General features: G+C 70.4%; 24 protein-coding genes and 1 rRNA gene. 8 read left to right on the top strand and 17 right to left on the bottom strand.

Features of this window, described 5'->3' with window-relative positions; all coding sequences use genetic code 11:
• Positions 1–7: 7 nt before the first annotated feature.
• From ABS41_RS04800 to ABS41_RS04790, 3 genes are all read right to left on the bottom strand, one after another.
• Positions 8–1,165, bottom strand: a complete 1,158-nt coding sequence (locus ABS41_RS04800; RefSeq protein WP_290591417.1) for an efflux RND transporter periplasmic adaptor subunit — start codon at positions 1,163–1,165, stop codon at positions 8–10.
• A 146-nt stretch (positions 1,166–1,311) separates the two neighbouring features.
• Complete coding sequence (gene bioD / locus ABS41_RS04795; protein ID WP_290591415.1) at positions 1,312–1,983, bottom strand: dethiobiotin synthase; 672 nt, start codon at positions 1,981–1,983, stop codon at positions 1,312–1,314.
• Positions 1,980–2,738, bottom strand: a complete 759-nt coding sequence (locus ABS41_RS04790; RefSeq protein ID WP_290591413.1) for a TMEM175 family protein — start codon at positions 2,736–2,738, stop codon at positions 1,980–1,982. Before ABS41_RS04790 ends, bioD begins: the two co-directional genes overlap by 4 nt.
• Positions 2,739–2,806: 68 nt before the next feature.
• Here ABS41_RS04790 and ABS41_RS04785 point away from each other — a divergent pair, with 68 nt between their 5' ends.
• Positions 2,807–3,295: a GAF domain-containing protein gene (locus tag ABS41_RS04785; protein ID WP_290591410.1), complete on the top strand. Its 489-nt coding sequence runs from the start codon at positions 2,807–2,809 to the stop codon at positions 3,293–3,295.
• Between the two features lie 23 nt (positions 3,296–3,318).
• Entirely contained in the window at positions 3,319–3,714 is a 396-nt protein-coding gene (locus tag ABS41_RS04780; protein ID WP_290591408.1) for a TfoX/Sxy family protein, read from the top strand.
• Positions 3,715–3,718: 4 nt separating this feature from the next.
• On the opposite strand, the gene ABS41_RS04775 is transcribed toward ABS41_RS04780, so the two are convergent.
• From ABS41_RS04775 to glmS, 3 genes are all read right to left on the bottom strand, one after another.
• Positions 3,719–4,297 carry a TIGR00730 family Rossman fold protein gene (locus ABS41_RS04775; protein ID WP_290591405.1) on the bottom strand — a complete coding sequence of 193 codons (579 nt, stop codon included), beginning with the start codon at positions 4,295–4,297 and terminating at the stop codon, positions 3,719–3,721.
• Positions 4,298–4,359: 62 nt separating this feature from the next.
• Positions 4,360–4,536: an oxidoreductase-like domain-containing protein gene (locus tag ABS41_RS04770; protein WP_290591403.1), complete on the bottom strand. Its 177-nt coding sequence runs from the start codon at positions 4,534–4,536 to the stop codon at positions 4,360–4,362.
• Between the two features lie 10 nt (positions 4,537–4,546).
• Entirely contained in the window at positions 4,547–6,370 is a 1,824-nt protein-coding gene (gene glmS, locus ABS41_RS04765; RefSeq protein ID WP_290591401.1) for a glutamine--fructose-6-phosphate transaminase (isomerizing), read from the bottom strand.
• A 219-nt stretch (positions 6,371–6,589) separates the two neighbouring features.
• On the opposite strand from glmS, the gene ABS41_RS04760 reads away from it, so the two are divergent.
• Genes ABS41_RS04760 through ABS41_RS04735 form a run of 6 tightly spaced genes read left to right on the top strand, consistent with a single transcriptional unit; the run spans position 6,590 to position 13,850 of the window.
• Positions 6,590–7,858: an efflux RND transporter periplasmic adaptor subunit gene (locus ABS41_RS04760; protein ID WP_290591399.1), complete on the top strand. Its 1,269-nt coding sequence runs from the start codon at positions 6,590–6,592 to the stop codon at positions 7,856–7,858.
• Positions 7,859–7,886: 28 nt separating this feature from the next.
• Positions 7,887–8,603: an ABC transporter ATP-binding protein gene (locus ABS41_RS04755; RefSeq protein ID WP_290591397.1), complete on the top strand. Its 717-nt coding sequence runs from the start codon at positions 7,887–7,889 to the stop codon at positions 8,601–8,603.
• Positions 8,604–8,614: 11 nt separating this feature from the next.
• The gene (locus ABS41_RS04750) at positions 8,615–9,931 is read left to right on the top strand and encodes an ABC transporter permease (protein WP_290591395.1); all 1,317 of its coding nucleotides are present in this window, start codon (positions 8,615–8,617) and stop codon (positions 9,929–9,931) included.
• Between the two features lie 11 nt (positions 9,932–9,942).
• Positions 9,943–11,166, top strand: coding sequence for an FtsX-like permease family protein (locus ABS41_RS04745; RefSeq protein ID WP_290591393.1), 1,224 nt, complete (start codon positions 9,943–9,945; stop codon positions 11,164–11,166).
• 15 nt (positions 11,167–11,181) lie between these two features.
• Positions 11,182–12,531, top strand: coding sequence for a sigma-54 dependent transcriptional regulator (locus ABS41_RS04740; protein ID WP_290591391.1), 1,350 nt, complete (start codon positions 11,182–11,184; stop codon positions 12,529–12,531).
• Positions 12,532–12,536: 5 nt separating this feature from the next.
• Positions 12,537–13,850, top strand: coding sequence for an ATP-binding protein (locus tag ABS41_RS04735; protein ID WP_290591388.1), 1,314 nt, complete (start codon positions 12,537–12,539; stop codon positions 13,848–13,850).
• 82 nt (positions 13,851–13,932) lie between these two features.
• Here the strand turns inward: ABS41_RS04735 and glmU are convergent, their stop codons facing one another.
• The 11 genes from glmU to rrf all read right to left on the bottom strand — a co-directional run.
• Positions 13,933–15,300 carry a bifunctional UDP-N-acetylglucosamine diphosphorylase/glucosamine-1-phosphate N-acetyltransferase GlmU gene (glmU, locus tag ABS41_RS04730; RefSeq protein ID WP_290591385.1) on the bottom strand — a complete coding sequence of 456 codons (1,368 nt, stop codon included), beginning with the start codon at positions 15,298–15,300 and terminating at the stop codon, positions 13,933–13,935.
• 125 nt (positions 15,301–15,425) lie between these two features.
• Complete coding sequence (locus ABS41_RS04725; RefSeq protein ID WP_290591382.1) at positions 15,426–15,851, bottom strand: F0F1 ATP synthase subunit epsilon; 426 nt, start codon at positions 15,849–15,851, stop codon at positions 15,426–15,428.
• Between the two features lie 22 nt (positions 15,852–15,873).
• The gene (gene atpD, locus ABS41_RS04720) at positions 15,874–17,283 is read right to left on the bottom strand and encodes a F0F1 ATP synthase subunit beta (RefSeq protein ID WP_290591380.1); all 1,410 of its coding nucleotides are present in this window, start codon (positions 17,281–17,283) and stop codon (positions 15,874–15,876) included.
• Between the two features lie 64 nt (positions 17,284–17,347).
• Positions 17,348–18,211, bottom strand: coding sequence for a F0F1 ATP synthase subunit gamma (atpG, locus tag ABS41_RS04715; protein ID WP_290591378.1), 864 nt, complete (start codon positions 18,209–18,211; stop codon positions 17,348–17,350).
• Between the two features lie 81 nt (positions 18,212–18,292).
• Positions 18,293–19,819: a F0F1 ATP synthase subunit alpha gene (gene atpA / locus ABS41_RS04710; RefSeq protein WP_290591376.1), complete on the bottom strand. Its 1,527-nt coding sequence runs from the start codon at positions 19,817–19,819 to the stop codon at positions 18,293–18,295.
• 58 nt (positions 19,820–19,877) lie between these two features.
• Entirely contained in the window at positions 19,878–20,408 is a 531-nt protein-coding gene (locus ABS41_RS04705; RefSeq protein ID WP_290591374.1) for a F0F1 ATP synthase subunit delta, read from the bottom strand.
• Between the two features lie 13 nt (positions 20,409–20,421).
• Positions 20,422–20,892 carry a F0F1 ATP synthase subunit B gene (locus ABS41_RS04700; RefSeq protein WP_290591371.1) on the bottom strand — a complete coding sequence of 157 codons (471 nt, stop codon included), beginning with the start codon at positions 20,890–20,892 and terminating at the stop codon, positions 20,422–20,424.
• A 92-nt stretch (positions 20,893–20,984) separates the two neighbouring features.
• Positions 20,985–21,269 carry a F0F1 ATP synthase subunit C gene (gene atpE / locus ABS41_RS04695; protein ID WP_106991179.1) on the bottom strand — a complete coding sequence of 95 codons (285 nt, stop codon included), beginning with the start codon at positions 21,267–21,269 and terminating at the stop codon, positions 20,985–20,987.
• Between the two features lie 52 nt (positions 21,270–21,321).
• Positions 21,322–22,122 (bottom strand): F0F1 ATP synthase subunit A, encoded by an 801-nt coding sequence (gene atpB, locus ABS41_RS04690; RefSeq protein ID WP_290591367.1) that lies wholly within the window; start codon positions 22,120–22,122, stop codon positions 21,322–21,324.
• A 21-nt stretch (positions 22,123–22,143) separates the two neighbouring features.
• Positions 22,144–22,515, bottom strand: coding sequence for an ATP synthase subunit I (locus ABS41_RS04685; RefSeq protein WP_290591365.1), 372 nt, complete (start codon positions 22,513–22,515; stop codon positions 22,144–22,146).
• Positions 22,516–22,715: 200 nt separating this feature from the next.
• Positions 22,716–22,804, bottom strand: a 5S ribosomal RNA gene (gene rrf / locus ABS41_RS04680); the annotation flags it as partial.

Genomic DNA, 22,804 nt, shown 5'->3' with positions numbered 1-22,804 from the left:
TCCTTACTTATTCGGCGTTGGCGCCGGCGGCCGGCGCGGCGCCGGCCTCGACCGCGCGCGCATCGGCGCCCGGCTGCACCTTCTGCAGGCCCTCGACGATGACGCGTTCGCCGGCCTGCAGGCCCGAATCCACCAGCCACTGGTCGCCGACCGTGCGGCTGGCCTGCACGGTGCGCGCCTCGACCTTGCCCTCGGCGTTGACCACCATCGCGGTGGCATGGCCCTTCGGGTCGCGGGTAATGCCCTGCTGCGGCGCCAGCACGCCGTCGTTGCGCACGCCCAGTTCGACCACGGCGCGCACGTACATGCCCGGCAGCAGCAGGTTGTCGGGGTTGGGCACGCGCACGCGCAGCGCGTAGCTGCCGGTGCCCGGGTCGACGGTGACGTCGGTGAACTCCAGCGCGCCGGCGTGCGCGTATTCGCTGCCGTCCTCGAGCACGATGCGCGCGGCGATGCCGTCCTGCTCCACGCGGCCGGCCTCGATGTCCTTGCGCAGCTGCAGCAGTTCGGCGGCCGACTGCGACAGGTCGACGTACATCGGATCGAGCTGCTGCACCGTCACCAGCGCCTGGGCCTGGTTGGCGGTGACCAGCGCGCCCTGGGTGACCGAGGACTTGCCGGCGCGGCCGGCGATCGGCGAGCTGATGCGGGTGTAGCCCAGGTTCACCTCGGCCGACTGCAGCGCGGCGCGGTAGGCGGCCACGTCGGCGGCGGCTTCGGCGGCGGCGGCGAGGGCGCGCTCGTGGTCCTGCTGGCTCACCAGCTTGGCGGCGACCAGCTCGGTCGAGCGCTGGGCGGCCAGGCGGGCCGACTCGGCCGAGGCGCGGGCGCGCGCCAGGTTGGCGGCGGCGGCGTCGCGGGCGGCGCGGTAGCTGGCGTCGTCGAGCTGGTAGAGCACCTGCCCGGCCTTCACCAGCCCGCCCTCGTCGAACAGGCGCTGCTGCACCAGGCCCGTGGCCTGCGGTCGCACCTCGGCCACCACGAAGGGCACCGTGCGGCCGGCCAGCTCGCGCACCAGCGGCACCGGCTGGGCCTTGAGCGTGACCACGGTGACCTCGGGGGCCGGCATCTGCATCGGGGCGGGCTCGCCGCCGCAGGCGGCCAGCATCAGGGCGGCGGCGACGGAGAGCGCCAGGGGGCGCCAGGAACGGGCGGGGAAGGACATGGAAAGCCTCGAAATGGGGAAGCGTTGCCGGTGCCGGAGGGCACGGGCGGGAAAGAGTGAACGGTCATTCTAGGTTTGAAGCCGCGACTGTCAAGCCAACTGATGGCCTGTTTTGGCGGGTTTCGGCCCCTTCCGGGCCGGGGCGTTCAGCCCGGAGCCAGATTCGCGGCCAGGGCCGCCGGGCCGGCGCCCGGGGAGTACGGCAGCAGGCCCAGGCAGGGCCCGGGCAGGGCCGCGCGCAGCAGGTCGAGGTAGGCCGCCGAATGCGGGCCGGGCGCTTCGACGGCGTTGCCGATCCAGCCGGCGAAGCGGCAGCCGTCGGCCGTGACGGCCCGGGCGGTGAGCCGGGCATGGTTGAGGCAGCCGAGCTTGAGGCCGACCACCATCACCACCGGCAGGTCGAGCGCGCGCACCAGGTCGGCCTGCTCCAGGCCATCGGCCAGCGGCGCCAGCCAGCCGCCCACGCCCTCGACCAGCACGCGGCCGCCGGCCAGGCCGGCCAGGGCCGCGTGCGCGGCGAGCAGCGTGGGCAATTCGACCTTCACGCCGGCCAGGGCCGACGCGATCTGCGGCGCGGTGGGCTCGGGCAGGGCGTAGGGATTCACCAGCAGGTAGTCCGGCCGCGGCGAACTGGCCGCCTGCAGCGCCAGCGCGTCTTCGTTGCGCCAGCCCTGCGGCGTGCGCTCGCAGCCGCTGGCCACCGGCTTCATCCCCACGGCGGGTCCGCCGTCGCGGCGCAGCGCGTGCAGCAGCGCGGCGCTGGCGAAGGTCTTGCCCACGCCGGTGTCGGTGCCGGTGACGAAGCAGCCGCGCTTCACGCCGCCACCCGCGGGCGCGAGCGCAGCCGGCGCGTGCCGTAGATCGGCACGATCACGCCCAGCAGCGGGTAGGTGAACATCGGCAGGCCGCTGAGCAGGTAACCCACGTGCGCGGGGGGCACCTGCATCATCACCACGCTGGCGGCGATGCTGACCAGGGCGCTGGCCAGCAGGATGGCCTGGATGACGAGGTCGGTGCGGGCGTCGTGGCGCTCGAGCTCGTCCAGGCCCAGGGCCTCGGCCCGGCGCAGGGCGTGGCGGTTGAGCATGAGCAGGGTGAAGGCCATCAGGCCGAACCCCACGCCGTAGATGACGAAGGCCCACTGCAGGTCGACCAGCGCACCGGGGCCGGTGATGACCAGCTCGGTGGGCACGAAGCCGCCGGTGGCCAGCCACAGGCCGCTCGAGACCACCATGCGCAGCGGATAGACATACACCAGCATCACCAGCACCAGGCCGAGCGAGAACACGGTGGACGTGGCGTCGTCGAGCCCGAAGCGCCGGCTCCAGCGGTTGTGCGCGCTCCAGAACAGCGCCAGCAGCACGAAGCAGAACACGAAGGTGGGCACGCGGCGCAGGGCCTCGCGCAGCTCGTCGAAGCTGGTGGGCAGGGTCTCGAAGAAAATCACCAGCAGTGTCAGCGCGAAGGCGAAGGCGGCGTCGACGAAGGTCTCCAGGCGCGTCACCTGCTGCCCGCGCAGCCGGAAGCCGTCCTCGCGCGGCAGCGTCGCCAGTTGTTCAACGGACCATTGCATGGGCATCCCCCGCGCCCCCGGGCGCGCGTGCATACAATAGCGCCCCGACCCTTCACGATGGAGCGCCGATGTTCGCGCAGTCCACCCTCAGCGGCAGCAAGGCCGAGCAATACGCCCAGCTGCTCGAGCAGGCCCGCGGCCTGATGCACGGCGAGCACGACCGCACCGCCAACGCCGCCAACCTCTCGTCGCTGGTGTTCCATGCCCTGCCCGACCTGAACTGGGTGGGCTTTTATTTCTACGACGGCAACGAACTGGTGGTCGGGCCCTTCCAGGGCCACCCGGCCTGCGTGCGCATCGCGCTCGGCCGCGGCGTCTGCGGCACCGCCGCCGCCACGCGCCAGACGCAGCGCGTGCCGGACGTGGACGCGTTCCCGGGCCACATCCCCTGCGACTCAGCCTCGCGCTCGGAGCTGGTGGTGCCGCTGTACGATGGCGACAGGCTGGTGGGCGTGTTCGACCTCGACAGCCCCCTGCTCGATCGCTTCGACGCCGACGACCAGGCTGGCCTCGAAGCCATCGCCGCTGCGTTCATACAATCGCTGCAACCGGCCTGAACCCGCCGGCAGGGGACGACGCGATGACCGAAGGCACCAAACTGCGCAACATCGGCCCGAAATCGGCCGCGTGGCTGCGCCAGACCGGCATCCGCACCCAGGAAGACCTGGAGGCCGTGGGTGCGCTCGCCGCCTACGTGCGCGTCAAGCGCGCGGGCTTCAAGCCCAGCCTGAACCTGCTCTACGCGCTCGAGGGCGCCATCGTCGGCTGCCACTGGCAGGAAATCCCCGACGAGCGCCGCAGCGAGCTGGTGCTGGCCGCGGGCGAGGAAGTGGCCAAGCTGCCGCTGCCCAAGGGCAAGCGCATGCCGGCCGCCGCGCCGGTGAAGACCGTGCACCTCGACGGCGACGACGAGGGCGCGATGGCCGGCGGCGACTTCGGCTTCGACGACCCCTCCTCGTCGCGCGACGAGGACTGAGCCGCTAGCGCACCACCGCGTACTCGCGCGCGTCCTCGCGCCAGGGCGGCGTGGCGCGGATGGTCGGCAGCACCTGCTCGACCGAATCCACCAGCTGCCACATGGCCTCGTGGCCCGGGTTCATGAAGTGCTCGGCGATCACCTGCTGCATGAAGCCCTGCAGCGGCGTGTAGAAATTACGCACGTTGAGCAGCAGGATCGGGTTGAAGTAGATGCCCAGGCGCTTGAGCGTGATCGCCTCGAACAGCTCCTCGAGCGTGCCGCAGCCGCCGGGCAGCGCCACCACCGCGTCGGAACCGGTGAGCAGCTTGTGCTTGCGCTCGCGCATGTCCTCGACCAGCTCGAGGTGGGTCAGGCCCGGGTGGCCCCACTCGAGGTCGGCCATGAACTTCGGGAGGATGCCGATGACTTCGCCGCCCTTCGACAGCGCGCCGTCGGCCAGCGAACCCATCAGGCCGGTCGAGCCGCCGCCGTAGACGACGCTGCAGCCGGCCTGCGCCAGCGATTCACCCAGCGCGCGCGCGGCGGCGTGGTATTCGGGCGCCACCCTGGCGCTGGAGGCGGCATAGACGCAGACGCGCATGGTCGGAGGCTCGGCGGGTTCAGGGCGGCCATTTTGCCACCGGCGCCGGGCCCCGCGGGGCCTCAGTCGGCGCCCGGGTTGCGGGCGCGCCAGCGCGCCAGGCGCTCGCGGTAGTCGTCCATGGCCTCGGCGTAGGCGTCGAGCACGCAGGGGCTGCAGCCGCCGTCGCAGCAATCGCCCGGCAGCGGCTTTTCGGGCTCGACCGGGCGCGGGTCGTGGTCGGGCGGCGTGGCGTTCACGCGCCCGGCCTCACTCCACCGTGACCGACTTGGCCAGGTTGCGCGGCTGGTCCACGTCGGTGCCGCGTTGCACGGCCACGTGGTAGCTCAGCAGCTGCAGCGGGATGGTGGAGATGACCGGCGCGGCGATTTCGCCGGCGGCCGGCAGCACCACCACGCGGGCGGCGTCGAGGCCGTGCGCCACGGTCTCGTCCACGAAGGCGTAGAGCTGGCCGCCGCGGGCGCGCACTTCCTCGAGGTTGGACTTGAGCTTGTCGATCAGGCGGTCGTTGGGCGCGACGGCAATGACGGGCATGTCCTCGTCCACCAGCGCCAGCGGGCCGTGCTTGAGCTCGCCGGCGGCGTAGGCCTCGGCGTGGATGTAGCTGATTTCCTTGAGCTTGAGCGCGCCTTCCATGGCCACCGGCCAGTGCGTGCCGCGGCCCAGGAACAGCGCGTGCTGCTTGTCGACGAAGTGGCCGGCCAGCTCGCGGATTTCCTCGTCGAGCTTGAGCACTTCGGCGATGTGGCCCGGCAGCTTCTCGAGCTGGCGCACGCCGTCGGCGTAGCGCGCCTCGTCCAGGCCCTTGGCCCGCGCCAGCGCCAGCGAGAACAGCGCCAGGGCGACGAGCTGGGTGGTGAAGGCCTTGGTCGAGGCCACGCCGATCTCGGGGCCGGCGCGGGTCATCAGCACCAGCTCCGACTCGCGCACGATCGACGACTCGGGCACGTTGCACACGGCCATGCGCGCCAGGTACGGGCGCTCGCGCGCCAGCTTCAGCGCCGCCAGGGTGTCGGCGGTTTCGCCCGACTGCGAGATAGTCAGGAAGAGCGTGCCCTCCTTCACCACCGGGTCGCGGTAGCGGTATTCGCTGGCGATCTCGGCCGTGCAGGGCACGCCGGCCAGCTGCTCGATCCAGTAACGCGCCACCAGGCCCGCGTGGTAACTGGTGCCGCAGGCGATGATATGCACGGCCTGGGTGTCGGCCAGCAGGCGCTCGGCATCGACGCCGAAGATCTGGGTGAGGATCTTGCCGCCGGCGATGCGGCCCTCGAGCGTATCGGCCACGGCCACCGGCTGCTCGTGGATTTCCTTGAGCATGTAGTGCGCGTACTCGCCGCGTTCGACCGCGTCGGCGCTGAAGTGCGATTCCTTCACCTCGCGTGCGGCCGGCCTGCCCTCGGCGTCGAACACGCGGATGCCATCAACGGTGACTTCGGCGACGTCGCCTTCCTCGAGGTAGATGAAGCGCTTGGTCAGCGGCAGCAGCGCATGCACGTCGGAGGCCAGGTACTGCTCGCCCTCGCCGAGGCCGGCGATCAGCGGCGCGCCGTAGCGCGCGCCCACCACCACGCCCGGCTCGCGCGCCGAAACGGCGGCGATGGCGTAGGCGCCGTGCAGGCGCTTGACGACCTGCTGCACCGCAGCCAGCAGGCCCAGGCCGGCGCGCTGGGCGCGCTCGAGCAGGTGGGCCACGACCTCGGTGTCGGTCTGCGAGGAGAACTCGAAACCCTCCGCCTGCAGTTCGGCGCGCAGCGCGGCGTGGTTCTCGATGATACCGTTGTGCACCAGGCTCACCTGGCCCGACACGTGCGGGTGGGCGTTGTGCTCGCTGGGCACGCCGTGGGTGGCCCAGCGGGTGTGGGCGATGCCGCAGGCGCCGTCCAGGCCGGTCTCGGCCTGCAGCGCCACCAGGTCGCGCACCTTGCCCTTGGCGCGCAGCCGGGCGATGCCGTCGGCGCCCACCAGGGCGACGCCGGCCGAGTCGTAGCCGCGGTACTCAAGCGCGGCCAGTCCGGCGATCAGGTGCTGGACGATGGGCCGTTGGGCGCTGATGCCGACGATTCCGCACATGGAGGATCCATTCCTTTGGGGGGTAGGCCGGGAAGTTTAAGTGATGGTTGTGGCTTTCCGCGGGCGAAGGTTTCGCAGGGGCGGCGCCGGCGTCCGGCGGGCGTCCGGACAGGCCCGGCGCGGACGCCGCGGACGGCGCGGGAATCCATTTGAATCAGGGACTTAGGTGTTGGCACGGGCTTTGCAACGTCTTTGGCAGACCCCACGCCAGGACGCCCGATGATCCGCGACACCTCCGCCCAGGACCGCAGCCTCTCCACCGCCCAGGTCCCCGCCTCGCGCCGCCCGCTGTGGCTGGCCGGCGCCGCCGTGCTGGCGCTGGTGCTGCTGGGCTGGGTGCTCAGCGGCTGGCTGGGCAGCGCCCGCGCCGTCTCCGCCGACCGCCTGCGCATCGCCGAGGCCAGCCGCGGCCTGCTCGTGCGCGACGCCAGCGCCAACGGCCGGGTGGTGGCGGCGGTGAGCCCGACGCTCTACGCCCCGGCCGGCGGCACGGTGGCGCTGAAGATCCTGGCCGGCGACACCGTCGAGGCCGGCCAGGTGCTGGCCGAAATCGACTCGCCCGAGCTGCGCAACGAACTGCAGCGCGAGCAGGCCACCCTGGCCCAGCTCGAGGCCGAGGTGGCGCGCCAGCGCATCCTGGCCCGCAAGGCCAGCCTGCTGGCCCAGCGCGAGGCCGACGACGCCGAGGTGACCCGCCTGGCCGCGCTGCGCGACCTGCAGCGCGCCGAGCGCGGCTACGAGCTGGGCGCCATCGCCCAGGTCGAGTTCCTGCGCGCCAAGGACGCCATGGCCAGCGCCGACATCCGCGCCAGGCACGCGGCCAGCGCCTCCGGGCTCGAGACCCAGGACGTGGCGCTCGCGCTCAAGACCCAGGAGCAGCTGCTCGAACGCCAGCGCCTGGTCACCGCCAACCTCGAGCGCCGCGTGGACGAGCTCAACGTGCGCGCGCCGGTGGCCGGCATCATCGGCACGCTTTCCATCGCCGACCGCGCCGTGGTGCCGGCCAACGCGCCGCTGATGACGGTGGTGGACCTGAGCCGCCTCGAGGTCGAGATCGAGATGCCCGAGTCCTATGCCGAGGACCTGGGCCTGGGCATGGGTGCCGACGTGCGCATCGGCGCCGCCACCCAGGCCGGCACCATCTCGGCCATCTCGCCCGAGGTGGTGAACAACCAGGTGCTGGTGCGCGTGCGCTTCAGCGGCGAGCAGCCGGCCGGCCTGCGCCAGAACCAGCGCGTCACCGCCCGCGTGCTGTTCGAGGAGAAGCCCGACGTGGTCAAGCTCGCCCGCGGCCCCTTCGTGGAGCAGCTGGGCGGCCGCTTCGCCTATGTCATCGAGAACGGCATCGCCGTGCGCCGTCCGATCCGCCTGGGCGCGACCAGCGTCGGCGAGGTCGAGATCCTCGAGGGCATCGCCCCGGGCGAGCGCGTGGTGATTTCCGGCACCGACACCTTCGCCGACGCCGAGCGCGTCGCCATCAACGACTGATTCCCCTTACCGCGACGAGGACACCCCGATGCTTCGCATGCAGAACCTGAGCAAGGTCTACCGCACCCACATGATCGAGACGCACGCGCTGCGCGGCTTCGACATCCACGTCAAGGAAGGCGAGTTCGTCGCCGTCACCGGGCCCTCGGGCTCGGGCAAGACCACCTTCCTCAACATCGCCGGCCTGCTCGAGGAGTTCACCGGCGGCGAGTACAAGCTCGACGGCGTGGACGTGCGTGGCCTGGACGACGCCGGCCGCTCGCGCCTGCGCAACGAGAAGCTGGGCTTCATCTTCCAGGGCTTCAACCTCATCCCCGACCTCAACCTGTTCGACAACGTCGACGTGCCGCTGCGCTACCGCGGCTTCGGCGCCGCCGAGCGCCGCCGCCGCATCGAGCAGGCGCTGGCCCAGGTGGGCCTGGCCTCGCGCATGAAGCACTACCCGGCCGAACTGTCGGGCGGCCAGCAGCAGCGCGTGGCCATCGCCCGCGCGCTGGCCGGCGAGCCGCGCCTGCTGCTGGCCGACGAGCCCACCGGCAACCTCGACTCGCAGATGGCGCGCGGCGTGATGGAGCTGCTCGAGGAAATCAACGCCGCCGGCACCACCATCCTGATGGTGACCCACGACCCGGAACTGGCGGCGCGCGCGCAGCGCAACGTGCACATCATCGACGGCCAGGTCAGCGACCTGAGCCACGAGACCGCGCGCAGCCTCGCCGCCGCCGCCCACGCCGCCACCGCCTGAAGGAGCCCGCCATGTTCCGCTACTACCTTGGCCTGGGCTTCCGCAGCCTGCGCCGCAACCCGGTGCTCACCGCGCTGATGGTGCTGACGCTGTCGGTGGGCGTGGCCGCCTCGATGACCACGCTCACCATCCTGCGCGGCATGTCCGGCGACCCGATCCCGCAGAAGTCCGACCGCCTGTTCGTGCCGCTGGTGGACAACCGCCCGGCCGGCAATGGCCCGGCGACCGACCCCGAGCCGCCGTCCCAGCTCACGCTGCGCGACGCGCTGGCGCTCTGGGATTCGGGCCGGGGCGAGCGCGGCACGCCGCTGTACGGCATCAGCCCGCCGATCGACTCGGGCCGCCCCGACCTGCCGCCCTTCTTCAGCGACGGCCTGGCCGTGGGCCGCGATTTCTTCGCCATGTTCGACGTGCCCTTCGTGCACGGCCAGTCCTGGACCGAGGCCGACGACCAGCGCGGCGCGCGGGTGGCGGTGATCTCCCGCGGCCTGGCCGAGCGCGTCTATGGCCCCGGCGTGAACCCGGTGGGCCAGGTCATCCGCGCCCGCGACGAGGAGTTCCAGGTGATCGGCGTGATCGCCGACTGGAACCCGCTGCCGAAGTTCTACCGCCTGATCGGCAGCCAGACCTTCGACACCAGCGAGGACATCTACATCCCGATGCGCACGGCCATCGCCGGCGAGTTCCAGGTCAACGGCAACGTCAGCTGCAACTCGACGCCGCCGGCGCCCGGCTTCCGCGGCCTGGTCGAGGGCGAGTGCAACTGGGTGCAGTACTGGGTGGAGCTGGCCGACGCCGGCGGGCGCCGCGAGTACTCGGAGTTCCTCGACGCCTACGTGGGCGAGCAGAAGGCCCTGGGCCGCTTCGAGTCCCCGCTCAACAACCGCCTCTACGACGTGCGCGAATGGCTGGACGTGCGCGAGGTGGTCAGCGACGACACCCGCACCTCGACCTGGCTGAGCTTCGGCTTCCTGCTGGTGTGCCTGGTGAACACGGTGGGCCTGCTGCTGGCCAAGTTCAGCGCGCGTCCCGGCGAGATCGGCGTGCGCCGCGCGCTGGGCGCTTCGCGCGGGCAGATCTTCCGCCAGTACCTGACCGAGGCCGGCGTCATCGGCCTGGTCGGCGCCGGCACCGGCATCGCGCTCACCGTCGGCGCGCTGGCCTTCATCCGCGACTTCAACCAGGGCATCGCCCAGCTCACCCACCTCGACCTGCCGATGATGACCGTCGCGGTCGTGCTGTCGGTGGCCTCGGCGGTGCTCGCCGGCCTGCTGCCCACCTGGCGCGCCTGCCAGGTCGTGCCCGCCCTCCAGCTCAAGAGCCAATAAGGACCGCCGCCATGGAAATCCGTCCCATCCTTTCGGCCATGCTGCGCAACAAGACCGCGCCGCTGCTGATCGCGGCGCAGGTGGCCCTGACCCTGGCCATCGTCTGCAACGCGCTCTACATCATCCAGGACCGACTGGCCACGGCCTCGCGCCCCAGCGGCGCCGACGAGGCCAACGTCTCCGAGATCCGCTTCTATCCGCACCGCCAGATCGCCGACGTGCGCGGCATGCAGCTGCGCGACCTCGAGGCCATCCGCGCCGTGCCCGGCGTGGTCGCGGCGGCCTGGACCAACCAGGTGCCGCTGGGCCGCTCCGGCTGGAGCACCAGCGTGCGGCTCGAGCCCGACGCGCAGGAATCGCCGGTCGATTCGGCCGCGCAGTACTTCACGCCCGACTCGATCATCGACACCTTCGGGCTCACCCTCGTCGAGGGCCGTGATTTCGAGCCCGGCGACGTGATCGAGACCAACCCGGCCGTGGACCGCAACCAGCCGGAGGTGGCGATCATCACCCAGGCCATGGCGCGGCAGCTGTGGCCCGACGAAACCTCGGTGCTGGGCAAGCCGCTCTACGTCGGCGGTGAAGACAACCCCCCGGTGCGCGTGATCGGCGTGGTGGAGAAGCTGCAGACGCCCTGGGGCAACCTGGGCGAACAGGCCGAGTACAGCTTCATCCTGCCGATGCGCTACCTCGACCCCTTCACCCGCTACTCGGTGCGCACCGAGCCCGGCCGCCACGCGCAGGTGATGGCCGAGGTCGAGAAGGTCCTGCTGGAGAACAGCAGCGACCGCGTCCTGCTCGGCCGCCGCACCCTGGCCGAAGCGCGCGACCAGCGTTACGCCGGCGAGCGCCTGATGGCCGGCCTGCTCATCGCCGTCACCGTGTTCCTGCTGCTGATCACCGCCTCGGGCATCGTCGGCATGGCCAGCCTGTGGGTGAACCAGCGCCGCAAGCAGATCGGCGTGCGCCGTGCGATCGGCGCGCGCAAGGCCGACATCCTGCGCTACTTCCTGGTCGAAAACCTGATGATCACCACCGGCGGCATCGCCGCCGGCATCGCCCTGGCCGTGGCGCTCAACAACTTCCTGGTGGCCGAGCTGAGCCTGCCGAGGCTGCCGGTGGCCTACCTGGGCGCGACCATGGTGGCGATGTGGGTGCTGGGCCTGCTGGCGGTGCTGGGTCCGGCCTGGCGCGCGGCCGCGGTGCCGCCGGCCATCGCCACCCGCACGGCCTGACGGTAGGCTAGGCGCATGCCCACCCCGCCCCAGGCCACCCTGCTGGTCATCGACGACAACCCGTCGGTGGCCGCCGCGCTCGAAGTGCTGTTCTCGCTGCACGACTACCGCACCCTGCGCGCGGAGTCGCCGGAGGCGGGCCTGGCCCTGCTGGCGCGCGAGCCGGTGGACCTGGTCATCCAGGACATGAACTTCACCGGCGACACCACCTCGGGCGAAGAGGGCGAGGCGCTGTTCCGCGCCATCCGTGCCGCCCACCCGGACCTGCCGGTGATCCTGCTCACGGCCTGGACGCACCTCGAGGCGGCCGTGGACCTGGTCAAGGCCGGCGCCGCCGACTACCTGGCCAAGCCCTGGGACGACCGCAAGCTGCTTTCGGCCGTGGGCAACCTGATCGAACTGGGCCAGGCCAACCGCGCGCTGGCCGAATGCGCGCGCCGCGACCAGCGCCAGCGCAGCCAGCTCGAGCAGGGCTTCGACCTGCGCGGCCTGGTCTGGGCCGACCCGGCGATGGAGCGCGTGCTGTGCCTGGCCACGCAGGTGGCGCGCGCCGACGTGCCGGTGCTGGTCACCGGCCCGAACGGCTCGGGCAAGGAGAAGATCGCCGAGATCTTGCAGGCCAATTCCTCGGTGAAGGACGGGCCCTTCGTGACGCTCAACTGCGGCGCCCTGCCCTCCGAACTGGTGGAAGCCGAACTCTTCGGCGCCGAGGCCGGCGCCTACACGGGCGCGGGCAAGGCGCGCGAGGGCAAGTTCGAGGCCGCCGACGGCGGCACGCTGTTCCTGGATGAAATCGGCAACCTGCCGCTCGAGGGCCAGGTGAAGCTGCTGCGCGTGCTCGAGACGGGCCGCTTCAGCCGCCTGGGTTCGAACCGCGAGAAGCAGGTGAAGGTGCGCGTGGTCAGCGCCACCAATGCCGACCTGCCGGCGATGATCCGCGAAGGCCGCTTCCGCGAAGACCTCTACTACCGCCTCAACCTGATCGAGATCCGCATCCCGCCGCTGGCCGAGCGCCCGCGCGACATCCTGCCGCTGGCGCGGCATTTCCTGGCGCCGGGCAAGACGCTCTCGGAGGGCGCGGTGCACGCGCTGCAGCGCCATGCCTGGCCGGGCCACGTGCGCGAGCTGAAGAACACCATCCAGCGCGCCTGCCTGCTCAGCGCCGGCCGCGAGATCCAGGCCGGCGACCTGGGCCTGGCCGTGCAGCCGGCATCGTCGGCACCCGAGCCCGAGATCGACCGCGCCAGCGTCGAGCGCGCGCTCGCCAACGCCGGCGGCGTGGTGGCGCAGGCCGCCGCCGAACTGGGCCTGAGCCGCCAGGCGCTGTACCGGCGCATGGAGCGGCTGGGCATCGCCCGGCCCTGAGCCCCGTGCCCGCGCGCCGTTCGATCGCCGGCACCCTGGCCCTGGCCAGCGCAGGCATCGCCGCGGTTTCAGTGGGCCTGGCGATGTGGCTGGCGGAAGTCTTCGACAGCCGTTTCCTTGCCGCCTGCGTCGGCATCGGCACCGGCCTGCTGCTGTCGCTGTGGCTGATGCGGCGCGCGGTACGTCCGGCGCTGTCGCTGTTCCGCGCGCTGGCCGGCACGGCGCTGAGCTATCGCGACGGCGACTTCAGCTTCGGCCTGCGCTGGCCGCACCGCGACGAACTGGGCGACCTGGTGGCGGCGCACAACGAGCTCGGCGGCGTGCTGCGCGAGCAGCGCCTGGGCCTGGTGCAGCGCGAGCTGCTGCTCGACACGATGGTGCAGAACACGCCGGTGGCGATGCTGCTGGTGGCCGAGGGCGGTCACGTGGTGTACGCCAACCTCGCCGCGCGCCGGCTGCTCAACGACGGCCGACGCATCGAGGGCCTGTCGCTGGCGGCGCTGGTCGCCGCGGCGCCGCCGGCGCTGTCGGAGGCGATGGATCGCGGTGGCGACGGCCTGTTCCAGGTGGGCGAAGGCGACGAGGAGGAGGTCTACCACCTCGCCCGCCGCGGCTTCCGGCTCAATGGCCGGCCGCACGAGCTGGTGCTGCTGCGCCAGCTCACCACGGAGCTGCGGCGGCAGGAAGTGCAGACCTGGAAGAAAGTGATCCGGGTCATCAGCCACGAGCTCAACAACTCGCTGGCGCCGGTGGCCTCGCTGGCGCACTCGGGCGCCGAGCTGGTGCGGCGCGGCCAGCACGAGCGGCTCGAATCGATCTTCGGGATGATCGAGGAGCGGGCGCGCCATCTCGAGGGTTTCATCCGCGGCTATGCGCGCTTCGCCAAGCTGCCGGCGCCGCGGCTGGAGGCGGCGGCGTGGTCGCTGCTGGTGGACCGCCTGCGCAGCCAGATTCCCTTCGGCCTCGACGGCGCGCTGCCGGAGGAGCCGCTGCGGGTGGACGTGCCGCAGTTCGAGCAGGCGCTGCTGAACCTGATCAAGAACGCGCACGAATCCGGCTCGTCGCCGGAGGAAGTGGTGCTGCGCGTGCGGCGCAGCCCGGGCCTGCTGCGCATCGACGTGCTCGACCGCGGCACCGGCATGAGCGAGGCGGTGCTGGCGAATGCGCTGGTGCCCTTCTATTCGACCAAGCGCAGCGGTACGGGCCTGGGCCTGGCGCTGGCCCGCGAGATCGCCGAGGCGCACGGCGGGCGCATTGGCCTGGCCAACCGCGAGGGGGGCGGCCTGCAGGTGTCGCTGGTGCTGCCGGTGTCGGAGTGAGGGGACGGAGGTAATTTCCGGGCGTTGTTCGCGGCGATTCTCGCCGCCTACTTCCCCCCGAAAATTACCTCCGTCCCCTGCCTTACTTCTTCTTCGGGCGCTGCCAGCCGTCGAGCGTCACCTGGCGCCCGCGCGCAACGGTGAGCTTGTCCGCCGGCGCGTCCTTGGTGATCACGCTGCCGGCGCCGATGGTGGCGCCTTCGCCGATCTCCACCGGCGCCACCAGCGAGCTGTTCGAGCCGATGAAGGCACCGTCGCCGATGGTGGTGGTGGACTTGTTCACGCCGTCGTAGTTGCAGGTGATGGTGCCGGCGCCGATGTTCACGCGGCTGCCGACCAGCGCATCGCCGAGGTAGCTCAGGTGGTTGGCCTTGCTGCCCTCGCCCAGGCTCGACTTCTTGATCTCGACGAAGTTGCCCACGTGCACGCCCTCGCCCAGCTCGGTGCCGGGGCGCAGGCGCGCGAACGGGCCCATCGTGCAGCCCGGCGCGGCGACCACGCCCTCGAGGTCGCAGTGCGCCTGCACCACGGTGCCGGCGCCGAGCTCGACATCGCGCAGCCGGCAGAAGGGGCCGATGCGCACGCCGTCGCCCAGCACCACGCGGCCCTCGAGCACGACGTTGGCGTCGATCTCCACGTCGGTGCCGGCCTCGACGCTGCCGCGCAGGTCGAAACGCGAAGGATCGGCCAGGCGCACGCCGGCGCGCATCAGCGCCTCGGCGGCGCGCAGCTGGAAGGCGCGCTCGAGCCGCGCGAGCTGCACCGGATCATTGGCGCCCTCGGCCTCGCCCGGCACGCGGCAAGGCGTTTGCGCGGCGGCGCGGCCGTCGGCGCGGGCCATGGCGAAGATGTCGGTGAGGTAGAACTCGCCCTGCGCATTGTCGTTGCGCAGCTGGCCCAGCCAGCGGCGCAGGTCGGCGGCGGGCGCGGCGATGACGCCGGTGTTCACCAGCTTCACCTTGCGCTGCGCCTCGTCGGCGTCCTTGTGCTCGACGATGGCCTGCACGTTGCCGTTGCCGTCGAGCAGGATGCGGCCGTAGCCGGTCGGGTCGGCCATCTGCTCGCTGAGCACGGCGGGCCGCTCGCGCGCGGCCTCGAGCAGTGCACGCAGGGTGTCGGCGGTGATCAGCGGCACGTCGGCGTAGAGCACCAGGACGCGGGCGTTCTCCGGCACGGCCGGCATGGCCTGCTGCACGGCGTGGCCGGTGCCCAGCTGGCGCGCCTGCTCGGCCCAGTTGAGGTCGGCTTCGCCGGCGAAGGCGGCGCGCACCTGGTCGCCGCCGTGGCCAAAGACGATGTGGATGCCGGCGGCGCCCAGCTCGCGCGCGGTGGCGATGACGTGGCCCAGCATGGGGCGACCGGCGATGCGCTGCAGCACCTTGGGGGTGCGCGACTTCATCCGCTTGCCCTCGCCGGCGGCGAGGATGACAACGTGCAGTGCCTGGCTCATCGGGGTCCTCCGTGGCGGCTAGTATCGGCCCGCCCGGCGGCTGCCGCCAGCCGGGATTTTCGCCCCCGGAAACGACAACGCCGGCACGGGGCCGGCGTTGTCGCATCGGGCGGCGGGGGCCGCCTTCAGTGCTTGAGGTTCTTGCGCAGGCGCTCGAGGGCCTGCAGCTGGGCCAGGGCCTCGGCCAGCTTGGCCTGGGCCTCGGCGATCTCCATCGCCTCGCCGCGGTTGGCCAGGATGCGCTCGGCCTCGGCCTTGGCTTCCTTGGCGCGGGCCTCGTCGAGGTCGGCGGCGCGGATGGCGGTGTCGGTGAGCACCGTCACCACCTGCGGCTGCACCTCGAGGATGCCGCCCGAGACGTAGAAGAACTGCTCGTCGCCATTGGCGAGGATCACGCGCACCTGGCCCGGCTTGAGCCGGGTGATGAGCGGGGCGTGCTTGGGCGCGATGCCCAGCTCGCCCAGCTCGCCGGTGGCGACGACCATCTGCACGTCGCCGCGGAAGATCTCTTCCTCGGCGCTGACGATGTCGCAACGGATGGTGGATGCCATGCTCAACTCCTAAAGGGGCTGCTTAGGCAGCAACACCCATCTTCTTGGCCTTCTCGAAGGCCTCGTCGATGCCGCCGACCATGTAGAAGGCCTGCTCCGGCAGGTGGTCGCACTCGCCGTCGACGATCATGCGGAAGCCGCGGATGGTCTCCTTGAGCGTGACGTACTTGCCCGGCGAGCCGGTGAACACTTCGGCCACGTGGAAGGGCTGCGAGAAGAAGCGCTCGGCCTTGCGGGCGCGCGCCACGACCTGCTTGTCCTCTTCGCTCAGCTCGTCCATGCCGAGGATGGCGATGATGTCCTTGAGCTCCTTGTACTTCTGGAGCGTGGCCTGCACCTTGCGCGCGGTGTCGTAGTGCTCGTTGCCGATGACGTTCGGGTCGAGCTGGCGCGAGGTCGAGTCGAGCGGGTCGACGGCCGGGTAGATGCCCAGCGAGGCGATGTTGCGGCTCAGCACGACGGTGGCGTCGAGGTGGGCGAAGGTGGTGGCGGGCGACGGGTCGGTCAGGTCGTCGGCGGGCACGTACACGGCCTGGATCGAGGTGATCGAGCCGGTCTTGGTCGAGGTGATGCGCTCCTGCAGCACGCCCATTTCCTCGGCCAGGGTCGGCTGGTAACCCACGGCCGACGGCATGCGGCCCAGCAGCGCCGACACTTCGGTACCGGCCAGGGTGTAGCGGTAGATGTTGTCGACGAAGAACAGGATGTCGCGGCCCTTGCCGGTGGCCGGGTCGATGTCGTCGCGGAAGTACTCGGCCATGGTCAGGCCCGTCAGCGCGACGCGCAGGCGGTTGCCCGGCGGCTCGTTCATCTGGCCGTACACCATCGCCACCTTGTCGAGGACGTTGGAGTCCTTCATCTCGTGGTAGAAGTCGTTGCCCTCGCGGGTACGCTCGCCCACGCCGGCGAACACCGACAGGCCCGCGTGCTGCTTGGCGATGTTGTTGATGAGCTCCATCATGTTCACGGTCTTGCCCACGCCGGCGCCGCCGAACAGGCCGACCTTGCCGCCCTTGGCGAACGGGCACATCAGGTCGATGACCTTGATGCCGGTCTCGAGCAGCTCGTTGGCCGAGCTCTGGTCCTCGTAGGACGGGGCGGCGCGGTGGATTTCCCACTGGTCCTTGGTGGCGACCGGGCCGGCCTCGTCGATCGGGCGGCCGAGCACGTCCATGATGCGGCCCAGGGTTTCCTTGCCGACCGGCACGGAGATGGCCTTGCCGGTGTTGACGGCGACCAGGTTGCGCTTGAGGCCGTCGGTCGAGCCGAGCGCGATGGTGCGCACGACGCCGTCGCCCAGCTGCTGCTGCACCTCGAGGGTGATCTCGGTGCCTTCGACCTTCAGCGCGTCGTACACCTTCGGCACGTCGGCGCGCGGGAACTCGACGTCGACGACGGCGCCGATGATCTGAACAACCTTGCCCTGGCTCATTGCTGTTTCCTCTGGGATGCGATGCTTTTGGGAGCGGCCTGTGCCGCGCCCGTAGTTTCTTTGGTTAAACGGCCGCGGCGCCGCCGACGATTTCGGAGATTTCCTGGGTGATCGCCGCCTGGCGCGCCTTGTTGTAGATCAGGTTCAGCGTGCCGATCAGCTTGGTCGCGTTGTCGGAGGCCGCCTTCATGGCCACCATGCGCGCCGCGTGCTCGGAGGCGAGGTTCTCGAGCACGGCCTGGTAAACCAGCGACTCGACGTAGCGGGTCATCACCTGGTCGAGCACGGTGGCCGCGTCGGGTTCGTACAGGTAGTCCCAGTCGTGCTTGCTCTCGAGCTTCTCGGGAGCCGGCAGCGGCAGCAGCTGGTCCTGCGTGTAGCGCTGGACCATGGTGTTGACGAAGTCGTTGTAGCAAAGGAAGACGCGGTCGAGGCTGCCCGCGGCGTAGCCGTCGAGCATGACCTTGATGACGCCCACCAGCGCGGTCAGCTCGGGCTTCTCGCCCAGGTGCGTGACCGAACCGACCATGTTGACCTTCAGGCGGCGGAAGAACACCGACGCCTTCTGGCCGATGCACACCACGTCGACCTCGGCGCCCTTCTCCTGCCAGCCGCGCATGTCGGCCAGGATGCGGCGGAACATCTGCGAGTTCAGGCCGCCGCAGAGGCCGCGGTCGGTGGACACGATGACGTAGCCCACGCGCTTGACCTGCTCGCGCTTGGCCATGAACGGGTGCACGTACTCGGTGTTGGCCTGGGCGATGTGGCCGATGACCTGGCGCATCAGGCGCGCGTACGGACGCGACGCCTTCATGCGGTCCTGGGCCTTGCGGATCTTCGACGCCGAGACCATCTCGAGCGCGCGCGTCACCTTGCGGGTGTTCTGCACGCTCTTGATCTTGGTCTTGATTTCCCTGCCGCCTGCCATGTTTCTTCCTTAGCTTCCTGTTGGAGGGCCTTCAGGCCCGATCGCTGCTGAAGGGCGGGCCGGGAGGCCCGCCAACAACGATCACCAGCTGCCGGTCGCCTTGAACTCGGTGATCAGCTGCTTGAACACCGCCTCGATGTCCTTGTCCCAGGCGCCGGTCTCGACGATCTTCTTCTCCAGCGCGCCCTGGGTGTTGGCCATGTGGGCGTGCAGGCCGGCTTCGAAGGCCAGGACCTTGTTCAGCGGCAGGTCGTCGAGGTAGCCCTCGTTGACGGCGTAGATCGACAGCGCCATCTGGGCGATCGACATCGGCGCGTACTGCTTCTGCTTCATCAGCTCGGTGACGCGCTGGCCGCGCTCGAGCTGCTTGCGGGTGGCTTCGTCGAGGTCCGAGGCGAACTGGGCGAACGCCGCCAGCTCGCGGTACTGCGCGAGCGAGATGCGGATGCCGCCCGAGAGCTTCTTCATGATGGTGGTCTGGGCCGCAGAGATGCCGGCGTTCACGGCCGGGCGGATGCCGGCGTTGAACAGGTCGGTCTCGAGGAAGATCTGGCCGTCGGTGATCGAGATCACGTTGGTCGGCACGAACGCGGACACGTCGCCGGCCTGGGTCTCGATGATCGGCAGCGCGGTGAGCGAGCCGGTCTGGCCCTTCACTTCGCCGTTGGTGAACTTCTCGACGTACTCGGCCGAGACGCGGGCCGCGCGCTCGAGCAGGCGCGAGTGCAGGTAGAACACGTCGCCCGGGTAGGCTTCGCGGCCCGGCGGGCGGCGCAGCAGCAGCGAGATCTGGCGGTAGGCGACGGCCTGCTTGGACAGGTCGTCGTACACGATCAGGGCGTCCTGGCCGCGGTCCATGAAGTACTCACCCATGGCGCAACCGGCGTACGGGGCGATGTACTGCATTGCCGCCGACTCGGAGGCCGAGGCCGCCACGACGGTGGTGTAGGCCATGGCGCCGTTCTCTTCGAGCTTGCGCACGATGTTGGCGATGGTGGAGTTCTTCTGGCCGATGGCGACGTAGACGCACTTAATGCCAGAGCCCTTCTGGTTGATGATCGCGTCGATGGCCAGGGCGGTCTTGCCGGTCTGGCGGTCGCCGATCACCAGCTCGCGCTGGCCGCGGCCGATCGGGATCATGCTGTCGACCGACTTGTAGCCGGTCTGCACGGGCTGGGCCACCGACTGGCGCCAGATGACGCCCGGGGCCACGCGCTCGACCGGCGAGGTCAGCTTGGCGTTCAGCGCACCCTTGCCGTCGATCGGCTCGCCCAGGGCGTTGACGACGCGGCCCAGCAGCTCGGGGCCGACCGGCACTTCGAGGATGCGGCCGGTGGTCTTGGCGGCGTCGCCTTCGCGCAGGTGCTCGTAGTCACCCAGCACCACGGCGCCGACCGAGTCGCGCTCGAGGTTCAGCGCCAGCGCGAAGGTCGCGTTCGGCAGCTCGATCATCTCGCCCTGCATCACGTCGGCCAGGCCGTGGATGCGCACGATGCCGTCGGACACGGAGGTGACGGTGCCTTCGTTGCGGGCCTCGGCCGACAGGGCGACCGATTCGATGCGGGCCTTGATCAGTTCACTGATTTCGGACGGGTTGAGCGTCTGCATGGGTATGTCCCTGGGTCGTCCGGCCGGGGCCGGCGCTTGGTTCAAAGGAAAAACGGATTCAGTTCGCCAGCGCCGCCCCGAGGCGCGCCAGCTTGGTGCGGATCGATCCATCGATGACCAGGTCGCCGGCGTCGACGACGGCACCGCCGATCAGGGCCGGGTCGACCTCGGTGGCCAGCTCGACCTCGCGCCCGAAGCGGCGCTTGAGCGACGCCTTGATGCGCTCGAGCGCATCGCCCTCCAGCGGCACGGCCGAGGTGACCTTGGCCTTGACCACGCGCTCGGCATCGGCGCGCAGCTGGTCATACAGGCCGGCGACCTCGGGCAGCAGCGACAGGCGGCCGTTGTCGGCCAGCAGCGCGATGAAGCGCTGGAAGGCCGGGTCGACGTCGCCGGGCGGCTGCACGATGGCGGCCAGCTGCGCCGACTCCACCTTCGGGTGGCCGACCAGCGCCTGGACGTCCGGGCGCGCGGCGACCTGCGCGGCGAAGCCGAGCAGGTTCGACCACTTGGGCAGCGCGCCGTGCGACTGCGCCAGCTGGAAGGCGGCGCGGGCGTACGGGCGGGCGAGGGTGATGGCTTGGCTCATGGCGTGGCCTGCGTCAGATGTCGGCGGCGAGCTCGTCGAGCAGCGCCTTGTGGGCGTTGCCGTCGATCTCCTTGCGGATCAGGCGCTCGGCACCGGCCACGGCGAGGGCGGCGACCTGGCGGCGCAGCTCTTCCTTGGCACGGGTGGCGGCGGCGTCGATCTCGGCGTCGGCCTGCAGGCGGATGCGCTTGGCTTCCACCACGGCTTCTTCCTTGGCCTGGTCGATGATCTGGGCGCGGCGGGCTTCGGCCTGGGCGATGATCTCGTTGGCCTTGGCGCGGGCTTCGCGCAGGACCTCGTTGACCTTCTCTTCGGCCTGGGCCAGGTCGCGCTTGGAACGATCGGCGGCGGCCAGGCCGTCGGCGATCTTCTGCTGGCGCTCCTCGATGGCAGCGAGCAGCGGCGGCCAGATCTTGGTCGCGATGATCCAGATCAGGCCCGCGAAGGCCAGTGCCTGGGCGATCAAGGTGAAATTGATGTTCATGACGTCGCTCTATCCGGTGGCTTGCGCGGCCCCCGAGGGGGCCGGTGCGATCCAACCCGGCTGGCGGTTGCCAGCCGGGCCCTGGCGGGCGATCAGCCCAGGCGCGACACGAACTCGCCGACCAGCGGGTTCGCGAAGGCGAACATCAGGCCGACGGCGACGGTGATGATGAACGCGGCGTCGATCAGGCCGGCGGTGATGAACATGCGGACCTGCAGGACCGGGATCAGCTCCGGCTGGCGGGCGGCCGACTCGAGGAACTTGCCGGCCATGATGGCCAGGCCCAGGCCGGCGCCGAGGGCGGCGAGACCGATCATGATGCCGATGGCCAGGATGGTCGAGGCCTGAACCTGGGCGAGAAGGGCGAGAGCTTCCATGGTGATTCTCCGAGCGGATTTACTGGTGGAAAGGAATGAAGGGTGGAACGGTTTAGTGGTGCTCTTCCATGAGGCTCAGGTAGACGATCGAGAGCATCATGAAGATGAAGGCCTGCAGCGGGATCACGAGCAGGTGGAACAGCATCCAGCCGAGGCCGAACACGCCTGCCGCGATGGCGCCGGCGATACCCACGCCGCCGAGCACCCAGATCAGGAGGAACACGATCTCGCCGCCGTACATGTTGCCGAACAGGCGCATGGCCAGCGAAACCGGCTTGCTGACGAGCTCGACGATGTTGAGCAGGATGTTGAACGGGAACATCCACGGGCCGAACGGCGCGGTGAGGAACTCATGGACGAAGCCGCCCAGGCCCTTGGCACGCAGCGCGAAGAAGATCATCAGGAAGAACACGCTGATCGACATGCCGAGCGTGGCGTTGACGTCGGCGGTCGGGACGGGCTTCCAGTACTCCACGCCCAGGGCGTGCAGCGGGATGGCGAAGAAGTCGGCCGGGATCATCTTGATGAAGTTCATCATCAGGATCCAGCAGAACAGGGTGATGGCGATCGGGGTGACGAGCTTGCTGCGGCCCGGGTAGGCGTCGCGCGCCTGCTGGTCGACGAACTCGAGCACGATCTCGACGAAGGCCTGCCACTTGCCCGGCACGCCGGAGGTGGCCTTGCGGGTGGCCAGCCAGAAGGCGAACACCATCAGCACGCCCAGCGAGACCGCCATCAGCAGGGTGTCGAGGTGCAGCTGCCAGAAGACACTGCTGTCGTCCACCGTGATGGTGAGGTTCTTGAGGTGGTGCTGGATGTAGCTCGTCGGGGTGAGTTCGGCTTCGCTGGCCATCGTGTCCAACCTAGGAATTGTTCAATTCGACCTGGCGGCCGCCACCACCGAGGCGACGACTGCCGCCACCAGGCCCGCGATCAGCGCGAGCACCGGCAGCTTCCAGATGCCTATCGCCAGCGTGAAAACCACGGCGACCAGCACCCACTTGCCAACCATCCCCAGCACCAGCCGCCCGAGGGCACCGGTTGCCGACTGGACTCCGCCGCCGACCAGCGCCCGCGCCAACAGCAGCGAGCCAAGCACGATGGCGACCGCGCCCAGGGCGGCTGCAGCGGCGGCCTTCGGACCGGACAGCAGTCCGGCGGCGCCTGCCACAACCAGCCCCGTAACCAGCTGAGCCAGCACGGTTTTTCGCGCCAGCCGGGGACCGGCTACTGGGGATCGGGACACGGGTGAATCCTGAATGCCTGGAGGACAGCCCCCGGGCGTGGGGCCAAAATTATACGCGGGCGTGTGGCTGCTTCTCAAGGGCCGGAAGCGTGAAATCCAGTGAATTTGGCCGGATTTTTTCGCTGGCCCCGCGAAGCCCACGGGCCGCGCCGGAAAAGAGAAAGCCCGGTCCTTTCGGGACCGGGCTTTCGGGGTAAAGCCCCTGGCGATGACCTACTCTTGCATGGCTTAGGCCACACTACCATTGGCGCAGCTGCGTTTCACTTCCGAGTTCGGGATGGGATCGGGT

The sequence above is a fragment of the Arenimonas sp. SCN 70-307 genome, assembly GCF_001724815.1.
GTDB lineage: Bacteria > Pseudomonadota > Gammaproteobacteria > Xanthomonadales > Xanthomonadaceae > Arenimonas.
This window is presented reverse-complemented; position numbering and strand designations above follow the sequence as displayed.

Coding starts and splice junctions, on each gene's coding strand:
- ABS41_RS04760 (WP_290591399.1), top strand. CDS start 6,590: ATGATCCGCGACACCTCCGCCCAGGACCGCAGCCTCTCCACCGCCCAG.
- atpE (WP_106991179.1), bottom strand. CDS start 21,269: ATGGAAGCTCTCGCCCTTCTCGCCCAGGTTCAGGCCTCGACCATCCTG.
- ABS41_RS04775 (WP_290591405.1), bottom strand. CDS start 4,297: ATGCGCGTCTGCGTCTATGCCGCCTCCAGCGCCAGGGTGGCGCCCGAA.
- ABS41_RS04790 (WP_290591413.1), bottom strand. CDS start 2,738: ATGCAATGGTCCGTTGAACAACTGGCGACGCTGCCGCGCGAGGACGGC.
- ABS41_RS04755 (WP_290591397.1), top strand. CDS start 7,887: ATGCTTCGCATGCAGAACCTGAGCAAGGTCTACCGCACCCACATGATC.
- ABS41_RS04780 (WP_290591408.1), top strand. CDS start 3,319: ATGACCGAAGGCACCAAACTGCGCAACATCGGCCCGAAATCGGCCGCG.
- atpD (WP_290591380.1), bottom strand. CDS start 17,283: ATGAGCCAGGGCAAGGTTGTTCAGATCATCGGCGCCGTCGTCGACGTC.
- ABS41_RS04725 (WP_290591382.1), bottom strand. CDS start 15,851: ATGGCATCCACCATCCGTTGCGACATCGTCAGCGCCGAGGAAGAGATC.
- ABS41_RS04785 (WP_290591410.1), top strand. CDS start 2,807: ATGTTCGCGCAGTCCACCCTCAGCGGCAGCAAGGCCGAGCAATACGCC.
- ABS41_RS04740 (WP_290591391.1), top strand. CDS start 11,182: ATGCCCACCCCGCCCCAGGCCACCCTGCTGGTCATCGACGACAACCCG.
- ABS41_RS04705 (WP_290591374.1), bottom strand. CDS start 20,408: ATGAGCCAAGCCATCACCCTCGCCCGCCCGTACGCCCGCGCCGCCTTC.
- glmU (WP_290591385.1), bottom strand. CDS start 15,300: ATGAGCCAGGCACTGCACGTTGTCATCCTCGCCGCCGGCGAGGGCAAG.
- atpA (WP_290591376.1), bottom strand. CDS start 19,819: ATGCAGACGCTCAACCCGTCCGAAATCAGTGAACTGATCAAGGCCCGC.
- atpB (WP_290591367.1), bottom strand. CDS start 22,122: ATGGCCAGCGAAGCCGAACTCACCCCGACGAGCTACATCCAGCACCAC.
- atpG (WP_290591378.1), bottom strand. CDS start 18,211: ATGGCAGGCGGCAGGGAAATCAAGACCAAGATCAAGAGCGTGCAGAAC.
- ABS41_RS04745 (WP_290591393.1), top strand. CDS start 9,943: ATGGAAATCCGTCCCATCCTTTCGGCCATGCTGCGCAACAAGACCGCG.
- ABS41_RS04750 (WP_290591395.1), top strand. CDS start 8,615: ATGTTCCGCTACTACCTTGGCCTGGGCTTCCGCAGCCTGCGCCGCAAC.
- glmS (WP_290591401.1), bottom strand. CDS start 6,370: ATGTGCGGAATCGTCGGCATCAGCGCCCAACGGCCCATCGTCCAGCAC.
- ABS41_RS04800 (WP_290591417.1), bottom strand. CDS start 1,165: ATGTCCTTCCCCGCCCGTTCCTGGCGCCCCCTGGCGCTCTCCGTCGCC.
- ABS41_RS04700 (WP_290591371.1), bottom strand. CDS start 20,892: ATGAACATCAATTTCACCTTGATCGCCCAGGCACTGGCCTTCGCGGGC.